Here is an 18,956-nt window from a genome sequence, read left to right on the forward strand (position 1 = left end):
TGAGCTGAATCAAATCGACTACGCTGTTCTCACGATTACTAATATGGAGATTTGATCATGCGTGTGTTCCTCGCCCTCGTGTTACTGGCTCTGAGCGGGGTCAGCCAGGCCGCCATCCAGACCCAGGAAATTCCCTACCAGAGTGCCGACGGCACCAAGCTGATCGGCTATTACGCCTACGACGACGCCATCAAAGGCCCGCGCCCGGGCGTAGTGGTGGTGCATGAGTGGTGGGGCCTCAACGATTACGCCAAGCGCCGCGCTCGTGATCTGGCCGGTCTGGGCTACAGCGCACTGGCGATCGACATGTTTGGCGACGGCAAGAACACCGAACATGCCAAGGACGCCATGGCCTTCATGCAAGCGGCATTGAAGGACAGCGCAGCAGCCAGCGCGCGGTTTCAGGCCGGGCTCGACTTGCTGAAGAAACAACCGCAGACCGATCCGGCCAAACTGGCGGCCATCGGTTATTGCTTCGGCGGCAAGGTGGTGCTGGATGCGGCGCGTCAAGGCGTGCCGCTGGCGGGCGTGGTGAGTTTCCACGGCGCGCTGGTGACCAATACGCCAGCAACGCCTGGCAGCGTGAAGGCGAAAATCCTGGTGGAGCATGGCGCCCTGGACAGCATGGTCACCGCGGAAAACGTGGCGGCGTTCAAAGCGGAAATGGACAAGGCCAAAGCCGACTACACGTTCGTCACCCTCGAAGGCGCCAAGCATGGGTTCAGCAATCCCGAGGCGGATCGTCTGAGCCATGGCGACCACGGCGGGCCGGACATTGGTTACAGCAAGACTGCCGATGAGAAGTCCTGGGCGGACATGCAGGCGTTTTTCAGGAAGATATTTGGCTGACACACCGACAGCACTGAGCCGAGCATTGCTCCCTGTGGCGAGGGAGCTTGCTCCCGCTGGGCTGCGAAGCGGCCCCAAATCCGGCAATCACGTTTTTTCAGACACACCGCATTCACCGGTTTACGACTGCTTCGCAGCCGAGCGGGAGCAAGCTCCCTCGCCACAAAAGCGCTCAGCCACTACCCAGCCTCAAGGCAACCCGGCAAAATGCCGGTCATGAATCCCGTCCCCGCCCTACCCGTCTGCTGCACCCCACTCGACGCCCATTGGCCGCTGCCGTTTGTGCTGGCCGATACGGTCCTGTTGGGCACCCACTTCGATACCAGGCAACTGGCCAGTGATGATTTCCAGCGCAGCGCCATCGAGCCGCCGGCGAGCATCCAGCGTTCGGTGGCCAAGCGCCAGGCCGAGTTTCTCGCCGGGCGAGTCTGCGCCCGGGCGGCGTTGCAACAACTGGAAGGGCTGAGTTTCATTCCCGCCATCGGCGAAGACCGGGCACCGGTATGGCCGGCGCACATCACTGGTTCAATCACCCACAGCACCGGCCGGGCCGCAGCGATTGTCGCGAATAAAGCCCATTGGCGGGGCTTGGGAATGGACCTGGAAAACCTGCTCAATGCAGAGCGCGCCGAACGCCTGGCCGGGGAAATCCTCACCGGGCCTGAAATGCAGCGCATGGCTGCCGGGGCTCGCGATCAATTGGCAATGCTGGTGACGTTGACGTTTTCGGTGAAGGAAAGCCTGTTCAAGGCGCTCTACCCGATTGTTCAACAGCGCTTCTACTTTGAACATGCCGAAGTGCTGGAGTGGAGCGCGGGCGGTGAAGTGCGGTTGCGGTTGCTGACTGACCTGTCCGGTGAATGGCGTAGCGGCACTGAGCTGGATGCGCAGTTTGCGGTGATGGATGGGCAGTTGTTGAGTCTGGTCAGTATCAAGGCCTGAGGTTTTGTAGCGCCTGTCAGGGCCTCTTCGCGAGCAAGCCCGCTCCCACATTGGACCGCATTCCCACTTCAGATACGGTCCAATGTGGGAGCGGGCTTGCTCGCGAAAGCGGTGGATCATTCACCGCAGATCTCACCGCCGCTCCTGATTCCTCGGCCAGCTCAAGCTGAAACAGGCCCCGCCCAGGCTTTTGCTCTTGCCGATCAATGCTCGCCCGTCATGCCAATGGATGATTCGCCGCACAATCGACAACCCCAACCCATGCCCGCCCGAAGCGCGGGTGCGGCTGTCATCGAGGCGCAGGAACGGGGTGAAGATTTTCTCCCAGGCCGTTTCCGGCACGCCCGGCCCGTCATCCTCGACATCGACCCGACAGCGCTGCTGGCCGACCTGATAACTGACGGTCACCCGTGAATGGGCGTGGCGCATGGCGTTGCTCACCAGATTCTGCAACGCCCGGTGCAGGTAGCGTGGCTCGGCCTCGACCCAGGCGTCGTCGCAATCGGCGGCCGACAGGCACAAGCCGCGCTGCACCGTGATCTCGGCGCGCAGTGGCGCCAGTTCTTCGATCACCTGATTGACCAACGCATCCAGATCGATCCGCTGAAAATTCAGCGCCGGTGAGCCCTGCTCCAGCCGCGCATAGGTGAGCATCTCATCGACGAGCCGATCGAGGTCCTCGATGTCGTGGTCCATGCCCTCGCGGTATTTTTCCAGCGCCTCAGGTGTGGTGGCCGAGCCGATCATCTCCAGGCCAAACCGCAAACGCGCCACCGGCGTGCGCAGTTCATGGGACACGGCGCGCACCAGTTCCCGCTGAATCGCCAACAATTGTTGCAAGTGCTCGGCCATGCCGTTGAACGCCGAGGCCAGGCGCCCCACCGAGTCCGCGCCGCGGGCCGGTACGCGGGTTTCCAGGCTGCCTTGGGCGATGCGCGTGGCGGCGGCTTCCAGTCCGCGTAAACGGCGCTCCAGCTGACGCACCAATAGATAGACAATCAAACCGATCAGGCTCAGGCCGAGGGCCGCGATCAGCACCAGCCACTCGGGCGGGTAAGGATTCATCTGATACAGCGGGCCGATTTCCAGCACCCACGGCGTACCGACCATGCCGGCAAACACCCGGATCGAATCGCCGCCCTTGCCCAGCGCCATCACCGTGTCGCCTTCGGATATGCGGCGGCTCTGGTCTTCGTCCATGTCGGCCTGATCGATCGTGACCAGTTTCAGATCAAAACCGAAACCCTTCTCTTCCTTTAACTGCGCCAGACGTTTGGGCTGCTCGGCCACCGGATAGCGCACCAGTTCATCAGCCAACAGGTAAATGGTCGCCCGCGCCAGTTGTTCGCTGATCTGCTGGACTTCCCCGGTGAGCACCAGTTGTTCCTTGTCGCTGACCAAGCGGTAAACCTTCGCCGCGTGCGGCCCGGTCTGCTCCACCAAGACCTGGCCGCGCAGTACACGGGTGCGCTGGGTCAGGTCGAGGTCGGTGTGGGGGAATGTCTTCAGCGCCAATGGAATCCCGAGCAAGCGCTCCCATACCAGCAAGGCTCGGTGGCGTTCGGTTTCGTTCATTGGTTGCAGGTTATCGGCCATCAACGAGAACGTGCCGTGGGCCAGACGCTCGCGGTATTGCTCGCTACGCACTTGGTTAAGCAGGTGCAAGGCCAGCACGCCAAGCACGGCCACCAGAATCAGCGCCGCGCACATGCCGCCATAAATGCGCAGGAAGATCGAGTTCACAGCGACAGGTCTGCGCAGGCTTCAGGAACGAACAGATAGCCTTTGCTGCGGATGGTCTTGATCAGTCGCGGATGCTCCGGGTCATCGCCGATCTTCGGGCGGATGCGTGAGATGCGCACGTCAATGGAGCGGTCCTGGCCGTCATAACCGATCCCGCGCAGCGCCGTGAAAATTTCCTCGCGAGACAGAATACGTCCGGCGTTAGCCACCAGCAGCCAGAGTAAATCGAACTCGGCGCTGGTCAACTCGATGCCTTTGTCATGCAGCCAGGCCTCGCGCAGCGCGTTGTCCACCACCAATGGGCCGAACTGCAGACGCCGTTGTTTTTCCGGGGCTGCTTCAGGCGCTTCGCTACGCCGCAACAAGGCCTGGATGCGCGCCAGCAGCAGGCGTGGGCGAACCGGTTTGCACACGTAGTCATCCGCGCCGAGGTCGAGACCGAGGATTTGATCGGTGTCATCGGTACGCGCGGTGAGCATCAGGATCGGGCCGTCATACTTGTCGCGAACCTTGCGGCAAATGCTCAGGCCGTCTTCGCCAGGGAGCATCAGGTCGAGGATTACCAGGTCCGGTTTCTCCTTGATGATGCGTGCCGCGGCAAGGGCGCCGTTGCCCTCAATCGACACGCGCAGGCCATTGGCTTCCAGGTAATCGCGGGTCAGTTCGGCCAGACGCTGGTCGTCCTCGACAATCAATACCTGCCAGACTTCTTGCTCCACGGTGACCTCTGCTTGCCAACATCACTTTAAGAAAGGATCCGCCCGTCTTTTTGTAATGATTGGGGAGGATAAGAATGCATCTGCATTGGCCGATTGTATAAACGGCGCACGTCTGGAACACAAGCGGGTAAATGCGTTCGGACACAGCGGTTTTTTGTGATAGGGTTCGCGCCCTTAAAAATCCGAATGACTGTTTTCAATCGCTGAAAATCAGTGAAAAACAGTCCGCTCCAGCTAGGTCGCGGCCTACACGCTCGTTCCACCTTTCACACACAATTTACGCACAGGTTTATCCACAGGTAGTACGTTGCAACACCCTCAAAAACGCATTATCTTGTACCTCGGCGCTAAAAAAACCCTACATGTAGGGTTTTAGCTTAAAAGCCCAACCACATTTCAGACCAGAAACTCAAGCGCTTTATTGCCTGTTTATGGTTGAACCAAGCACGATTTTACAAGCCCAAACCGCATGCGCGGATGGCACCGTTTTTTCAGGCCAGAACAGCCAGAACGGTACGGGTGTTGCAGTCAAAACTGGCACCCCCAGAAAGGAATCCGGTTTCGAGCCCAGGCTCGCGGCCAAAGACTTCGGCAAGGAAGCGGCATCATTAGCCTTTTTCCTACTGTCCCGAAGTTGTTATGCCCGACGCCACGTCGGTTGTAGTGCTTCAGGACAGAACGGTGGGCACCGTGATGGTGCCCAAACAAACATAGAGAATGTGGAGACAACCCCCCATGCAAACCGACACAACTCGCGAGAACCCGCAGGGCACCTTGCCGCAGGCCGCCGATTCGACTTCGGATCTGTCCGCCACCGCGCCTGGCCAGCTGCGCGTGATCAAGCGAAACGGGACTGTCGTTCCTTACACCGATGACAAAATCACCGTCGCCATCACCAAAGCGTTTCTTGCAGTTGAAGGCGGCACCGCTGCCGCTTCGTCGCGCATCCACGACACCGTTGCCCGCCTGACCGAACAAGTCACCGCCACCTTCAAGCGTCGCATGCCATCGGGCGGCACCATCCACATCGAAGAAATCCAGGACCAGGTCGAACTGGCCCTGATGCGTGCCGGCGAGCAGAAAGTGGCCCGCGACTACGTGATCTACCGCGACGCCCGTTCCAAGGAGCGCGCTGTACGTGCCCCTGCCGAGGATGCGGTACAGGCTCACCCGTCGATCCGCATCACCCGCGCCGATGGCAGCCTTGCACCTCTGGACATGGGTCGTCTGAACACCATCGTCACCGAAGCGTGCGAAGGCCTGGAAGAAGTCGACGGCGACCTGATCCAGCGCGAAACCCTGAAGAACCTGTACGACGGCGTGGCCCTGACCGACGTCAACACCGCTCTGGTGATGACCGCCCGTACGCTGGTCGAGCGCGAGCCGAACTACTCGTTCGTGACCGCCCGCCTGCTGATGGACACCCTGCGTGCCGAAGGCCTGAACTTCCTGGGCGTCGCCGAGAGCGCGACTCACCACGAAATGGTCGACCTGTATGCCAAGGCGCTGCCGGCGTACATCGCCAAAGGTATCGAATTCGAATTGCTGAACCCGGTTCTGGCGTCCTTCGACCTGGAAAAACTCGGCAAGGCAATCAACCACGAACGCGATCAGCAGTTCACATACCTGGGCCTGCAAACCCTGTACGACCGTTACTTCATCCACAAGGATGGCGTGCGTTTCGAACTGCCGCAGATTTTCTTCATGCGCGTGGCCATGGGCCTGGCAATCGAAGAGAAGAACAAAGAAGACCGTGCGATCGAGTTCTACAACCTGTTGTCGTCCTTCGACTACATGTCGTCGACCCCGACCCTGTTCAACGCCGGTACTTTGCGTCCACAGCTGTCGAGCTGCTACCTGACCACCGTGCCGGATGACCTGTCGGGCATCTACCACGCGATCCACGACAACGCCATGCTGTCGAAATTCGCTGGCGGCCTGGGCAATGACTGGACGCCGGTTCGTGCGCTGGGCTCGTACATTAAGGGCACCAACGGCAAATCCCAGGGCGTTGTTCCGTTCCTGAAAGTGGTGAACGACACCGCCGTCGCCGTTAACCAGGGTGGCAAGCGCAAAGGCGCTGTGTGTGCCTACCTGGAAACCTGGCACATGGACATCGAAGAGTTCATCGAACTGCGCAAGAACACCGGTGATGACCGTCGTCGTACCCACGACATGAACACCGCCAACTGGATCCCTGACCTGTTCATGAAGCGCGTCTTCGATGACGGCAAGTGGACCCTGTTCTCGCCGTCCGAAGTGCCGGACCTGCACGACCTGACCGGCAAGGCCTTCGAAGAGCGTTACGAGTACTACGAAGCACTGACCGAGTACCCAGGCAAGGTCAAGCTGTTCAAGACCATCCAGGCCAAAGACCTGTGGCGCAAAATGCTGTCCATGCTGTTTGAAACCGGCCACCCATGGCTGACCTTCAAAGACCCGTGCAACCTGCGCAGCCCGCAGCAGCACGTAGGCGTGGTTCACAGCTCGAACCTGTGCACCGAGATCACCTTGAACACCAACAAGGACGAGATCGCCGTTTGCAACCTGGGCTCGATCAACCTGCCGAACCACATCACCAACGGCAAGCTGGACACCGCCAAGCTGGAACGCACCGTGAACACCGCCGTTCGCATGCTCGATAACGTTATCGACATCAACTACTACTCGGTGCCACAAGCGAAGAACTCCAACTTCAAGCACCGTCCGGTCGGTCTGGGCATCATGGGCTTCCAGGACGCTTTGTACCTGCAGCACATCCCTTACGGTTCCGACGCTGCCGTCGAGTTCGCCGACAAGTCGATGGAAGCGGTCAGCTACTACGCGATCCAGGCGTCCTGCGACCTGGCCGACGAGCGCGGCGCCTACGAGACGTTCCAGGGTTCACTGTGGTCCAAAGGCATCCTGCCGCTGGATTCGCAACAGATCCTGATCGAACAGCGTGGCCAGCAGTACATCGACGTTGACCTGAACGAAACCCTGGACTGGGCACCGGTTCGTGCCCGTGTGCAGAAAGGTATTCGTAACTCCAACATCATGGCCATCGCACCGACCGCGACCATCGCCAACATCACTGGCGTATCGCAGTCGATCGAACCGACTTACCAGAACCTCTACGTGAAATCGAACCTGTCGGGCGAATTCACCGTGATCAACCCGTACCTGGTTCGCGACCTGAAAGCTCGCGGCCTGTGGGACTCGGTCATGATCAACGACCTGAAGTACTACGACGGTTCGGTACAGCAGATCGAGCGCATCCCGCAAGAACTCAAAGAGCTCTACGCGACTGCGTTCGAAGTGGACACCAAGTGGATCGTTGACGCGGCCAGCCGTCGTCAGAAGTGGATCGACCAGGCCCAATCGCTGAACCTGTACATCGCCGGCGCTTCGGGCAAGAAGCTGGACGTGACCTACCGCATGGCCTGGTACCGTGGGCTGAAAACCACTTATTACCTCCGTGCCCTGGCCGCGACCAGCACCGAGAAGTCGACCATCAACACCGGTAAGCTGAACGCTGTTTCCAGCGGCGGCAACCACGGCGACGACTCGGTCCTGGCAGCCCCTGCCGGCCCTGCTCCTGTGCCGAAGGCGTGCGCCATCGACGAGCCGGATTGCGAAGCTTGCCAATAAGCTGAGCCGGTGAGCGCTGAGAGGCGCTTACCTCGATAACCCCCGATCAGTCCTCTGGATTGGTCGGGGGTTTTCTTTTGCCTGCTTTAATCAAAAGATCGCAGCCTCTTAAGATCAAAAGATCGCAGCCTCGCTTCGCTCGACAGCTCCTACGTTAGTCCCTGTAGGAGCTGTCGAGCGAAGCGAGGCTGCGATCTTTTGATCTTGAACTGTATCTACCATCCATAAAAAAGCCCCTTTTGCGAGGGGCCCTTTGTGAAACGCTATTCGCTCACCAACATCAGGTCATCTGAATGATGGTCTGCATGATGGTGCTCTGGGTGGAGATGGTCTTGGCGTTTGCCTGGTAGTTACTCTGGGCCTTGATCAGCTCGACCAATTCATTGGTCAGGTTGACGTTGGACTCTTCCAGGGAGTTAGACACGACCGAACCCAGCGTGCCGGTCGTCGGCGCATCGACACCCGCCACGCCCGAGGCGAAGGTTTCTTTCCAACGAGTACCACCGATCGGTTGCAAGCCTTGCTCGTTAGCGAAGCTGGCGACTCCAACCTGGCCGATGGCCTTGGTTTGCTGGTTGCTGAAGTTGGCGGTCATGACGCCAGTGGCGTCGATCGTCAGGCTGGAGATCTGGCCGGTGGCGTAACCATCTTGGAATTGGGCGGTACGAGCGGTTGGCGAGTTGTAAGAGGTGGTCAGCGCCATGTTGAACGCGATACCGCCAGCGGCAGCGACGGAACCGTTCGGGCCCCAGGTCACAGGAGTCGTTGCGGCGTTGGTAATGGTACCTGGCACCCAACCGGTCATGGTCAACGTGTTGCCAGTCTGGGTCCAGCCAGCACCCGCCGTCAGCGTATTGATGCTGCCATTGGAGTTGAATGTGATGTCGGCAGTGATCGCCACTGGTGGCGTGGTCGCGGGGTTGGCCGGGGAACGACCATCCATGTAGGTGTGGACACGCCAGGCGTTGGTACCCGTTTTCACGTAGTACTGATCCATGGTGTGCTCGTTACCCTGGCTATCGTAGACCTTGGTGGAAATGGTCTTGTTATAGCTGTTGGTATCGGTCGGGCTGAACGTGGCCACGGTCGGTAATGTTTCCGCCGAGTTCAGGTTCATCGTCTGATCAACCTTGGTAGTCGGGTTCGGCTTCAGGCTCGAGGTATCGATCTTCAAATCCGTCAACACACCGTTGATGATCTTGCCGTTGGCATCAACGCCATAACCCTGCAAACGGTTGCCGTTGTTATCAATCACATAGTTTTCAGCATCCGTCTTGAACGCACCGGCACGGGTGTAGCTCAGGGAGCCGTTGTCGCTGAGAATGAAGAAGCCGTTGCCCTGGATGCCCATGTCCAGCACGTTGCCGGTGTTGTTCACGTCGCCCTGGCCGAACTGCTGGGACACGTTGGCCAGACGCACGCCGTTGCCGACGGTCTTGCTGCCGGTACCCAGGCGAGTGGCCGAGTACACGTCTTCGAATTCTGCACGGGAGGATTTGAAACCGGTGGTCGCGACGTTGGCGATGTTGTTGCCCGTCACGTCCAGTTGTTTGTTGGCTGCATAGAGACCGCTAAGGCCGATATTGAAAGACATATTCCACTCCTTGTGCCGTGTAGTCGGCTCTATATACCAATGGTTTGTACTTTGGACAGGGCAACGCTGCCCATGCCTGCCAGGTTCAGCATCAACTCACCGCCGGTCTGGCTGATGGTCACGCTGTTAACGGTGGCTGGCAGATAAGTAATCAGTGATGTCGCCTTGCTGTCGATGGTGGTCGTTGCGCCGAAGGTGTAGGTACCCGCCGGTGCCACCGCGCCCGCATCGTCCTTGCCGTCCCAGATGAAACTGGCGTTACCGGCACTTTGACTGCCCAATTCGAGCGTACGGATGGTCTTGCCTTCCGAGTTGGTGATCTTGACGGTGGCGGCGGAAACCGAGGTAGGCACCACGACGGTTCCGTTAAGGCTCTTGGAAGTGTCGACCAGGGTTTTGTCGGTCTGCGCAATGACGGAGCGCCCCACCAGCGAAGAAGCCTGCAAGGCTTGCGAGGAGCTGTAGCTGCTGGCAAGGCCGCTGACCGTATCGTTCAGCGTGGTGATACCTTCCAGGCTACTGAACTGCGCCAGCTGTGCCACGAACTCGCTGTTATCCTGAGGATCGAGCGGGTTCTGGTTTTTCAGCTGAGTCACCAACAGTTGCAGGAACGCGTCCTTGCCCAGCGCCTGGCCGCCGGTAGCGGCGGAAGTCAGGCTGTCTTTGTTGGTCGGTGTCTGGACCGAAGAATTGGCCAGAACATCGCTGATAACGCTCATATGAATCGCCCCTTATCACTGACCCAGGGTCAGGACCTTCTGCATCATGGTTTTGGCGGTGTTCATCATTTCGGCGTTGGTCTGGAACGAACGGCTCGCGGAAATCATGTCGGCCATTTCTTCGACGACGTTGACGTTCGGGTAGTAGACGTAGCCCTTGCCATCGGCAGCCGGATGGTTCGGTTCGTAGCGCGCTTCAAGGTTGCTCTGGTCTTCGACCACGCCCAGCACTTGCACGCCTTGACCGGCAGCGTCCTGGTTCTGGAACAGCGAATCGCTGCCGCCGCTCTGGCCGCCCTGGAACATGGTGGCGAATACCGGGTGACGGGCACGGTAGGTCTGGTCGATGCTCGACGAGACGGTCTCGGCGTTGGCAATGTTCGAGGCGACGGTGTTCAGACGAGTGGTCTGGGCACTCATGCCGCTACCGGCAATGTTGAAAACACTGGCAAGGGACATGACTTACTCTCCACGCAGGGCTGATACCAGCCCTTTGAATTTACTGTTGAGCAGGGTGAAGCTGGCCTGGAAGTTGACCGCGTTTTCCGCGTAATTCGACTGTTCCAGCTGGGCGTCCACGGTGTTCTGGTCGATCGACGGTTGCATCGGCGTGCGATACATCAGCGACTCGTTGCCATTGCCCATGCCTTCAGCTTCGATGTGACGGCTGTTGGTCATGTTCAAGGCGAACTTGCCGTTTTTGGTTTTCTCGTTCTGCTCGGCGAGCACTTTCGAGAAGTCCAGATCCCGAGCCTTGTAGTTCGGGGTGTCGGCGTTGGTGATGTTGTTGGCCAGGACTTCGGCACGCTGAGCGCGGAAGCCCAGGGCTTGTTCATGGATACCGAGCGCTTTATCGAAGCTGATGCTCATGTCGGGAAACCTTCGGGTGACCTGATTTTTCGTAACAGGGAGATAGCAAGCGCCGTGCCAATTCAAAAAAGCCCGTAAACCGGGGCTTTGCGCGCGGTGGCAAGCCGGCAATGCCAGAAAAGCGGCAACCGATTTCCGCCGCCTGCCGCTTTTCTGCCGCTTATCACAGTAGAAAGAACACCACCTGACCCTGTGGGAGCGGGCTTGCTCGCGAAAGCGGTGGGCCAGTCAAAGCTGATGTCGACTGACACGACGCCTTCGCGAGCAAGCCCGCTCCCACATTAGATCGTGGTGATGCCGGAAAATCATCAGGCACAAAAAAACGGGAGCCCCCTGAGGACTCCCGTTTTTTTATGCCATCAACGAATCACTTCGCCTGGTAAATGATCCCCGGGCTGCACTGGACCATCTGGTAATGGTCCGGCAAACCGTTCAGCGCCTCGGACGCGCCAAGGAACAGATAACCGCCCGGCTTCAGCGTGCTGTGGATGCGCAACAGGATGTCTTTCTTCACCTCGGCGGAGAAGTAGATCAGCACGTTGCGGCAGAACACGATGTCGAACTTGCCCAGGCTCGCGTAGCTGTCCAGCAGGTTGAACGAGCGAAATTCCACCCGACTCTTGATCGGCGCCTTGATCGCCCAACGTCCCGGCCCTTTCGGGTCGAAGTAACGCTGAAGCCGCTCGGGCGACAGACCGCGGCCGATGGCCAGGCTGTCGTACTCGCCGGTCTTGCAGTTGGTCAGCATGGTGCCGGACAGGTCAGTGGCAACGATCTGCACCCCCATCTTCAACTGACCCATGTTGACCCGCTCGAACTCATCGATGGACATCGACAGCGAATACGGTTCCTGACCCGACGAACATGCCGCCGACCAGATCCGCAGGCGCTGGCCGGGGCTTGCCTTGATCGCTGCCGGCAAGACCTTGTTCTTCAAGACTTCAAACGGATAGGTATCACGAAACCACAGGGTTTCGTTGGTGGTCATGGCATCCACCACCATCTCGCGCAAACCGCTGCGCGGCTGGGTCTGGATGCGCTGGACCAGCTCACCCAGCGATTTGATGCCCTGCTGTTCCATCAGTTTGTTGAGACGGCTCGAGACCAGGTATTGCTTGTTTTCACCGAGCAAAATGCCACAGGCTTTTTCCAGGAAGACCCGGAACTGTTCGAAATCCAAATTACCCGTAGACAAAGATGCCGCCTCTTAAATCGTGTTGACCGCCAGGGGCAGAAGGCCCCTAGCTGTTATCTGCTGCTTTGATCCGGTCGACTACCCGGGATGCCAGGTCATCAGGACGGAATTTGGCCAGGAAGTCATCGGCACCGACTTTCTTGACCATCGCCTGATTGAACACACCCGACAACGAAGTATGCAGGATGATATGCAGCTTTTGCATGCGTGGGTCGTTGCGGATCTCGGCCGTCAGGGTGTACCCGTCCATCTCCGGCATCTCGATGTCGGAGATCATCATCAGGAACTCTTCTTCCGGCTTCTTGCCCTCGTCGACCAGCTTGCGCAGGTAATCCAGCGCTTGCCGACCGTCGTTCAACGCCACCACTTCGACGCCGATGGTTTGCAGGCAACGGGTCACCTGCTTGCGCGCCACCGATGAGTCATCGACCGTCAGCACGCGCAAGGACAATGCCTTGTGCTGAGTCTCGACATCCACCACGCCCACCGAAATCGCTTCCGGTGTCGGTGCCACTTCCGCCAGCACCTTCTCGACGTCGATGATTTCGACCAACTGATTATCGACCCGAGTCACCGCCGTCAGGTAGTGATCGCGCCCGGTGCCCTTGGGTGGCGGATGAATCTCCTCCCAGTTCATGTTGACGATGCGCTCCACCGACCGAACCAGGAAACCCTGGGTCTTGGTGTTGTACTCCGTGATGATCACGAAGGGATTGCTTTGATCTTTAAGCGCTCCGGAACCGGTCGCCATCGCCAGATCCAGAATCGGAATGGTCGCCCCCCGAATATTCGCCACACCGCACACGACAGGACTGGACTTGGGCATCAGGGTCAGTTTGGGGCATTGCAGCACCTCACGAACCTTGAACACGTTGATCCCATACAGCTGCTGGCCGTCGAGACGGAACAACAACAGCTCAAGACGATTCTGCCCCACCAGTTGCGTGCGCTGGTTCACCGAATCCATTACACCAGCCATGCCCAGACTCCTACACCAACGCTAAGTGTGTTGCGACGCACATTCTTCACTAAACGGCACGGCGCTTGCTTTTTAACTCTTATGAACACAGAACCGACATTTTCCCGACGCTTGACATTAACGTATCGCAGATTGCTCTGCGCGATGTCGGCCGTTTGCCTGTTCAACGCTGGCAGCCCTGCCCTTGCTGACGCGGTTACCTTGCCTGACATGCTTATCGGCGTCACTCAGGGCTTTCTTGAATTCACCGTAGAAGACTATCTGGCCACCAGCCAAACGCAAGGACGCTACGAGATCGAGGTCAACCAGCTCGATCCGCGCCTGCGCATGCCGATGTGCGACAAGGAATTGACAGCCACCCTTGAGAGCCCCGCGAGGCCTCTGGGCCGGGTTACGGTCAAGGTTCGCTGCGACAGCGCTTCGCCCTGGACAGTCTTCGTACCCGCTCAAGTACGGCTGTTTCGCGACATCGTGACCACCACCCGTCCGCTCAAGCGCACAGGGATTATCGAACCTCAGGACGTAACCCTGCGAGAGCGCGATATCAGCCTGATAAATCAGGGTTTTCTGACTTCCGTCGATCAAGCGATCGGACAAAAACTGACCCGACCAATGGTCGCTGATCAGGTGATTACCTTGGTGCATCTCGAACAGGCGGAAGTCATTCGCAAGGGCGATCAGGTGGTGATCACCGCCCGCAGTGGTACGCTCAGCGTACGCATGCCGGGTGAAGCGCTGTCCAATGGCGGCATGAGCGAACAGATTCGCGTGAAAAACCTGAACTCCCAGCGGGTCATCAAGGCGCAAGTCACCGCACCCGGCCAGGTGGAAGTTTCCATGTAAGCGGCCATGTAGTTTGTGAAGAGATGGCGCGCCACTGGGCTGTTGCCTAAACTGTGCCGCATGCAGGACACACGCTGGCGCATGCACGCTCATTGATAAATGGGCCTAAAGTTTTCACAGCAAGGGCCGAAAACATGGCAAGCGTCCAAATACCCAGAGGTTTTTTGTCATGGTCATCGATTTCAGTCGTTTAAACAGCTCCTCGTCACTTACGGGCAGTACACGTACCAGCGCCGCGAAGGAAACCGCCGAAGCCGGCCAATCCACGCCGCTGAATACCCCGGCCGAACAGGCCAGTACCACCAAAAGCGGGGAGTCGGTACACCTCAGCAATGAGGCTCAACAGTTGCAGAAGGTCACTGACAAGCTGCGCGATCAGCCTGCCGTCGACAACGCCCGCGTGGCCGAGTTGAAAGCAGCGATTGCCGATGGCAGCTATAAAGTCGACAGCAACCGTGTAGCCAGCAAACTGCTCAACTTCGAAGCCCAGCGCTAGGCCACGGCCGCGCCAGGCTTTTGGACGCTTAAAACCCAAGGCCAGCCATGCACGACACTAATTTACTGCAACTGATCATCGACGACTTTGCCCCGGCGCAACACTTGCTGGAGCTGCTGCAAACCGAGTCCCTCGCGCTGCACGGTCGCGACATGCCATTGCTCGAAGAGATTCTGGCGCAGAAACAGGCATTGATCATTTTGCTTGAGCAGCATGGCCGCAAGCGCAGTGAAATCCTCGCCGCTCTCAACCTGCCGACCAATCGCCAGGGCCTGGAGCAACTTGCCAGCCATTCGAGCATTGGCGATCAGTTGCTGGCGCAGAGCGATGTGCTGACCGACCTCCTGGCCCAGTGCCAGGCCGCCAACGTCAACAACGGCCAGTCGATTCTGGTGCAGCAGGCCGCCACGGCCAACCAGTTGAAAATCCTTACCGGCGGCGAGCCGCCAGCGCTCTATGATGCCCGCGGTTCAACCTCCATGCTCGCAAAGCCACGCCCGCTCAGTCAGGCTTGAGCCTTTCAATGAGCCCGCTCTATCAAGACGCGAAACATGCTGGCAGAATGCTAGCCAGTAGTCATATTTGTCTGGAGATTGATGCCCCGTGTTCAATGCCTTAAACGCGGAAGATGCTCCGCAGCCACCCAAGGTGCTCACTACGCCCCTGGAAATCTCCGGCAATCTGCGTCAGCTGCAAGACAGCCATGACCCGCTGATCATCACGTTCCATGAGCGCAGCCAGCGCTTCCAGAGTTATCTGGTGGACATCGATCGTGACAGCAACATGATCGCCCTGGACGAAATGATCCCGCGCGATGGCGAACGTTTTCTGCTGGCTGGCGAACCGTTCAAGGTTGAAGGTTTCCACGACGGCGTGCGCATCGCCTGGGAAAGCAATGGCCCGCTGACCATCGACGACTCCGGCGATGGCCGCTGCTACCGTGGCGCGCTGCCCGATGAGGTGGTTTATCACCAGCGCCGCAATGCTTTCCGCGCCGCGTTGAAGCTGGCTCAACTGGTCGATGTCGACTTGGGTGGCGACAAACTCAAATCGGCCATCAGCGGCAAACTGCTGGACATCTCCGCCACCGGCTGCAAGTTGCGCTTCGAGGGCGACATCACCGCCAGGCTGCAACTGGGCCAGGTCTACGACCGTTTCGTCGCTGCCCTGCCCTTCGGCAGCATGACGGCACCGGTCGAACTGCGTTACCTGCACTTCGAAGAAAAGATCAACACCACCTTCGCCGGCGTGCGTTTTCACAACATGAGCGGGCTGGTGCAGCGCCAGGTCGAGCGGTTCGTCTATCAGCTTCAGCGCGAAGCGCGGCGTTTCGATAAAGACGACTTCTGATACGCCACGTCCATTAAAAACGGGCAGTCCCTTGCGGTGACTGCCCGTTTTTTTGGGTGCTGCAAACTGCTTTTGTAGGAGCTGCCGCAGGCTGCGATCTTTTGATCTTAAAAGATCGCAGCCTGCGGCAGCTCCTACAGGGAGATTAGTGTCCGGTCATAAAAAATGCCCTCGCTCGTGGAAGCAAGGGCGTTGTCCATGCCTTGGTCAAGGCCGCGCTTCGGTAAAGCTTTGCTCGCGACCTGTGTCAGGGTCTTCTGATTCCGTTTCTGTTTCAGCTTCCGTTTCAGCGGCTGACTCGGGCTCGGCCTCCGGATTGAAATCACCCTCCGGATTGACCGGGTTCTGCATCTGCTCCTGCACTACCTGTTCATCGACTCGTGGGTCCAGGCAAGCGACCAATGGCGAACTCGACATACTGTCCGGCATGGCCACGTGATGCAGAGGAGCATCGTCCACCTGATGCAGGTTGGTGACCGCTTTCGGGCGAATTCGCCACACCAGCACCAGCGCGAAGAAACTGAAGAAAGCATAGAGCATCTGACTGCCGAACAGCTTCATCAATACCCCGGCTACCAACGGTCCGATACTCGCGCCGACACCGTAGGTCACCAGCAGCATCGCCGTCAGCGACACGCGACGATCACCCTCGACATGGTCGTTGGAGAACGCCACCGCCAACGGGTACAGGCAGAACTGCACCAACGAACAGAAAAAACCGGCGATGAACAGTACCTCCAGCGGCACTTTCTGCATGATTGCCAGCGGCAACGCAGCCAGCGCCAGGCTGAATGCGAAACAGCGGATCAACAGCGCCCGGTCATAGCGGTCCGACAGCCAACCCAACGGCCACTGCACCACCAGACCGGCAAAAATGCAGCTACCCATGAACAGACCGACCTGTTCGGTGGACAGCCCTTGCTGCGAGGCATACAGCGGCGCCAGACCGTAGAACGAACCGACGATCAAACCCGACCCCAACACCGTGCTCAACGACTGCGGCACGCGCTTGAGGAAGAAGCGTGGTTCCATCGGTGCCGGGTGCAAAGGCGCCGGGTGAATCCGCCGCGTCAGGGCCACCGGCACCAGGCACAGGGCGAAACACAGGGCGACCAGCATCAGCAATTCCAGACCCAGGCCCGGGTGCATGACCAGAATCAGCTGACCCAGCACCAGCCCCAGGTACGAAGCGATCATGTAGCCGCTGAATACCACGCCACGCTTATTGGCTTCCGCCTGCTCATTGAGCCAGCTTTCGATCACCATGTACTGGCACATCATGCCCAGGCCGACGATCACCCGCAGAAATAACCATGCGGGCAGCCAGTCCACCAGACCATGGCCCAGCACTGCCGCGCCGACGATCCCGGCGCAGGCTGAATAGGCTCGAATATGCCCGACCCGGGCAATCAGCCGATGGCCGATCTTGCCGCCCAGCACCAGGCCGAAATAGTTGGCCGCCATCAACGCACCGACCCACAGGCTGTCGACTTTATCGGCCGCCAGGCGCAAGGCAAGGTAAGTACTCAACAAGCCCGAGCCGATCAACATCATCAGCGAGGCGAAATACAGCCCCCGAAAAGATTTCAAGATTTGGCGCATCGGCGTTCCGAGCGGCTCCTTGCAGTGAGTATCGGGCTATCGACAAACGATAGCCCGACGGCGACGGGTCGTCAGGCCTGGGCTGCTAGAACACGCCGTTCCCAGGGAGTAATTTCATCGAAGAAGCTGGTCAACTCCATGGTCTTCGAAGCGATGTAGCCTTCGATGAACTCCTTGCCGAACAGTTCCTTCGCCAATTGGCTACGTTTCAGACGTTCAAGAGCGGCATGCAAGGTACACGGCAACGAAAGATTATCCGGCACAACGAACTCACCCTGGATCGGCTCGCTCGGCTCCAGTTTGTTCTCGATACCGTACAACCCCGCGGCCAGGCTCGCGGCGATCGCCAGATACGGATTGGCATCAGCCCCCGGCAAGCGGTTTTCGACCCGACGGGCGACCGGTGAACTGGCCGGAATGCGCAGCCCGGCCGCGCGATTGTCGTGGGACCAGCAGGCATTATTTGGCGATGCGAAAGGATGGCACAGGCGCTGATAAGAGTTCACGTTCGGCGCAAACAGCGCAGTGAAATCCGCCAGACCGGCCTGCAGGCCACCGATGAAATGACGGAAGATCGCGGTCGGCTCGCCGGCCTTGTCGCTGAACACATTACGCCCGGTGCCGATCTCAACGATGCTCTGGTGAATATGCATCGAACTGCCCGGCGTATGCGCCAACGGCTTGGCCATGCAGACCACGGTCAGGCCATGCTTGAGCGCCACTTCCTTGAGCAGATGCTTGAACAGCAAGGTCTGGTCGGCCAACAGTAGCGGATCGCCGTGCAGCAGGTTGATCTCGAACTGGCTGACACCCATCTCGTGCATGAAGGTATCGCGTGGCAAGCCCAACGCCGCCATGCATTCATAGACTTCATTGAAGAACGGCCGCAAGCCGTTATTGGAGCTGACGCTGAACGCCGAATGACCGTCCTCGCGACGACCGTCCAGGCCCAGGGGTGGCTGGAAGGGTTGCGTCGGGTCAGGGTTGGGCGCGAAGACGAAGAACTCCAGCTCGGTCGCCACCACCGGTGCCAGACCGAGGGCGGCATATCGAGCGATCACTGCCTTGAGTTGACCGCGGGTCGACAATGGCGAGCTCTCGCCAGTCAGCTCGTGCGCATCGCAAATGGCCAGCGCCCGAGGCTGCGAGCTCCACGGCAAGCGGTGGATCTGCGCGGGATCAGGCACCAGCGCCAGGTCGCCATCATCGCTGCCATAAAAACGCGCCGGCGGATAACCGCCCATGATGCATTGCAGCAGCACGCCTCGCGCCATCTGCAGACGCCGCCCTTCAAGAAATCCATCGGCGGTCATCACCTTGCCGCGGGGTACGCCGTTCAGGTCCGGCGTGACACATTCAATCTCATCAATGCCCGTCAATCGCTGCGCGAGTGAACGATGGCCATCGGTTGTCATGACGCAATCC

The 18,956-nt window shown here is 59.0% G+C and carries 17 protein-coding genes; 7 read left to right on the forward strand and 10 right to left on the reverse strand.

The window, feature by feature from the left end; genetic code table 11:
* Positions 1 to 57 precede the first annotated feature (57 nt).
* Positions 58 to 849 carry a dienelactone hydrolase family protein gene (locus ABH909_RS24680; RefSeq protein ID WP_429438100.1) on the forward strand — a complete coding sequence of 264 codons (792 nt, stop codon included), beginning with the start codon at positions 58 to 60 and terminating at the stop codon, positions 847 to 849.
* A gap of 216 nt (positions 850 to 1,065) precedes the next feature.
* Positions 1,066 to 1,791 carry a 4'-phosphopantetheinyl transferase family protein gene (locus ABH909_RS24685; RefSeq protein ID WP_429438102.1) on the forward strand — a complete coding sequence of 242 codons (726 nt, stop codon included), beginning with the start codon at positions 1,066 to 1,068 and terminating at the stop codon, positions 1,789 to 1,791.
* Positions 1,792 to 1,923: 132 nt separating this feature from the next.
* Here ABH909_RS24685 and ABH909_RS24690 read toward each other — a convergent pair whose 3' ends face one another.
* Positions 1,924 to 3,534: an ATP-binding protein gene (locus tag ABH909_RS24690; protein WP_429438105.1), complete on the reverse strand. Its 1,611-nt coding sequence runs from the start codon at positions 3,532 to 3,534 to the stop codon at positions 1,924 to 1,926.
* Positions 3,531 to 4,253, reverse strand: coding sequence for a response regulator (locus tag ABH909_RS24695; protein ID WP_427625958.1), 723 nt, complete (start codon positions 4,251 to 4,253; stop codon positions 3,531 to 3,533). Before ABH909_RS24695 ends, ABH909_RS24690 begins: the two co-directional genes overlap by 4 nt.
* Positions 4,254 to 4,988: 735 nt before the next feature.
* Here ABH909_RS24695 and ABH909_RS24700 point away from each other — a divergent pair.
* Positions 4,989 to 7,883 carry a ribonucleoside-diphosphate reductase subunit alpha gene (locus ABH909_RS24700; protein ID WP_429438108.1) on the forward strand — a complete coding sequence of 965 codons (2,895 nt, stop codon included), beginning with the start codon at positions 4,989 to 4,991 and terminating at the stop codon, positions 7,881 to 7,883.
* A gap of 280 nt (positions 7,884 to 8,163) precedes the next feature.
* On the opposite strand, the gene flgE is transcribed toward ABH909_RS24700, so the two are convergent.
* The 6 genes from flgE to ABH909_RS24730 form a co-directional block, all read right to left on the reverse strand.
* The gene (gene flgE, locus ABH909_RS24705; RefSeq protein WP_429438110.1) at positions 8,164 to 9,477 is read right to left on the reverse strand and encodes a flagellar hook protein FlgE; all 1,314 of its coding nucleotides are present in this window, start codon (positions 9,475 to 9,477) and stop codon (positions 8,164 to 8,166) included.
* Between the two features lie 29 nt (positions 9,478 to 9,506).
* The gene (gene flgD / locus ABH909_RS24710; RefSeq protein WP_429438113.1) at positions 9,507 to 10,196 is read right to left on the reverse strand and encodes a flagellar hook assembly protein FlgD; all 690 of its coding nucleotides are present in this window, start codon (positions 10,194 to 10,196) and stop codon (positions 9,507 to 9,509) included.
* Between the two features lie 15 nt (positions 10,197 to 10,211).
* Entirely contained in the window at positions 10,212 to 10,655 is a 444-nt protein-coding gene (flgC, locus tag ABH909_RS24715) for a flagellar basal body rod protein FlgC (protein ID WP_008071781.1), read from the reverse strand.
* A gap of 3 nt (positions 10,656 to 10,658) precedes the next feature.
* Entirely contained in the window at positions 10,659 to 11,066 is a 408-nt protein-coding gene (gene flgB / locus ABH909_RS24720; RefSeq protein ID WP_429438116.1) for a flagellar basal body rod protein FlgB, read from the reverse strand.
* Positions 11,067 to 11,433: 367 nt separating this feature from the next.
* Entirely contained in the window at positions 11,434 to 12,261 is an 828-nt protein-coding gene (cheR, locus tag ABH909_RS24725; protein WP_008071786.1) for a protein-glutamate O-methyltransferase CheR, read from the reverse strand.
* A gap of 46 nt (positions 12,262 to 12,307) precedes the next feature.
* Positions 12,308 to 13,240, reverse strand: coding sequence for a chemotaxis protein CheV (locus tag ABH909_RS24730; RefSeq protein ID WP_429438119.1), 933 nt, complete (start codon positions 13,238 to 13,240; stop codon positions 12,308 to 12,310).
* 81 nt (positions 13,241 to 13,321) lie between these two features.
* Between ABH909_RS24730 and flgA the strand changes: the two genes are divergently transcribed.
* From flgA to ABH909_RS24750, 4 genes are all read left to right on the forward strand, one after another.
* The gene (flgA, locus tag ABH909_RS24735) at positions 13,322 to 14,083 is read left to right on the forward strand and encodes a flagellar basal body P-ring formation chaperone FlgA (protein ID WP_429438122.1); all 762 of its coding nucleotides are present in this window, start codon (positions 13,322 to 13,324) and stop codon (positions 14,081 to 14,083) included.
* 169 nt (positions 14,084 to 14,252) lie between these two features.
* Positions 14,253 to 14,579, forward strand: a complete 327-nt coding sequence (gene flgM / locus ABH909_RS24740) for a flagellar biosynthesis anti-sigma factor FlgM (protein ID WP_008071796.1) — start codon at positions 14,253 to 14,255, stop codon at positions 14,577 to 14,579.
* A gap of 47 nt (positions 14,580 to 14,626) precedes the next feature.
* Complete coding sequence (locus ABH909_RS24745; RefSeq protein WP_429438124.1) at positions 14,627 to 15,094, forward strand: flagella synthesis protein FlgN; 468 nt, start codon at positions 14,627 to 14,629, stop codon at positions 15,092 to 15,094.
* A gap of 88 nt (positions 15,095 to 15,182) precedes the next feature.
* The gene (locus tag ABH909_RS24750; RefSeq protein WP_429438127.1) at positions 15,183 to 15,929 is read left to right on the forward strand and encodes a flagellar brake protein; all 747 of its coding nucleotides are present in this window, start codon (positions 15,183 to 15,185) and stop codon (positions 15,927 to 15,929) included.
* Between the two features lie 207 nt (positions 15,930 to 16,136).
* Here ABH909_RS24750 and ABH909_RS24755 read toward each other — a convergent pair whose 3' ends face one another.
* Positions 16,137 to 17,531 carry an MFS transporter gene (locus ABH909_RS24755; RefSeq protein WP_429438130.1) on the reverse strand — a complete coding sequence of 465 codons (1,395 nt, stop codon included), beginning with the start codon at positions 17,529 to 17,531 and terminating at the stop codon, positions 16,137 to 16,139.
* A gap of 71 nt (positions 17,532 to 17,602) precedes the next feature.
* Positions 17,603 to 18,844 carry a glutamine synthetase family protein gene (locus tag ABH909_RS24760; RefSeq protein WP_429440091.1) on the reverse strand — a complete coding sequence of 414 codons (1,242 nt, stop codon included), beginning with the start codon at positions 18,842 to 18,844 and terminating at the stop codon, positions 17,603 to 17,605.
* Positions 18,845 to 18,956 lie beyond the last annotated feature (112 nt).

This window comes from Pseudomonas sp. BS3782 TE3695, assembly GCF_050435305.1.
Classification (GTDB): Bacteria; Pseudomonadota; Gammaproteobacteria; order Pseudomonadales; family Pseudomonadaceae; genus Aquipseudomonas.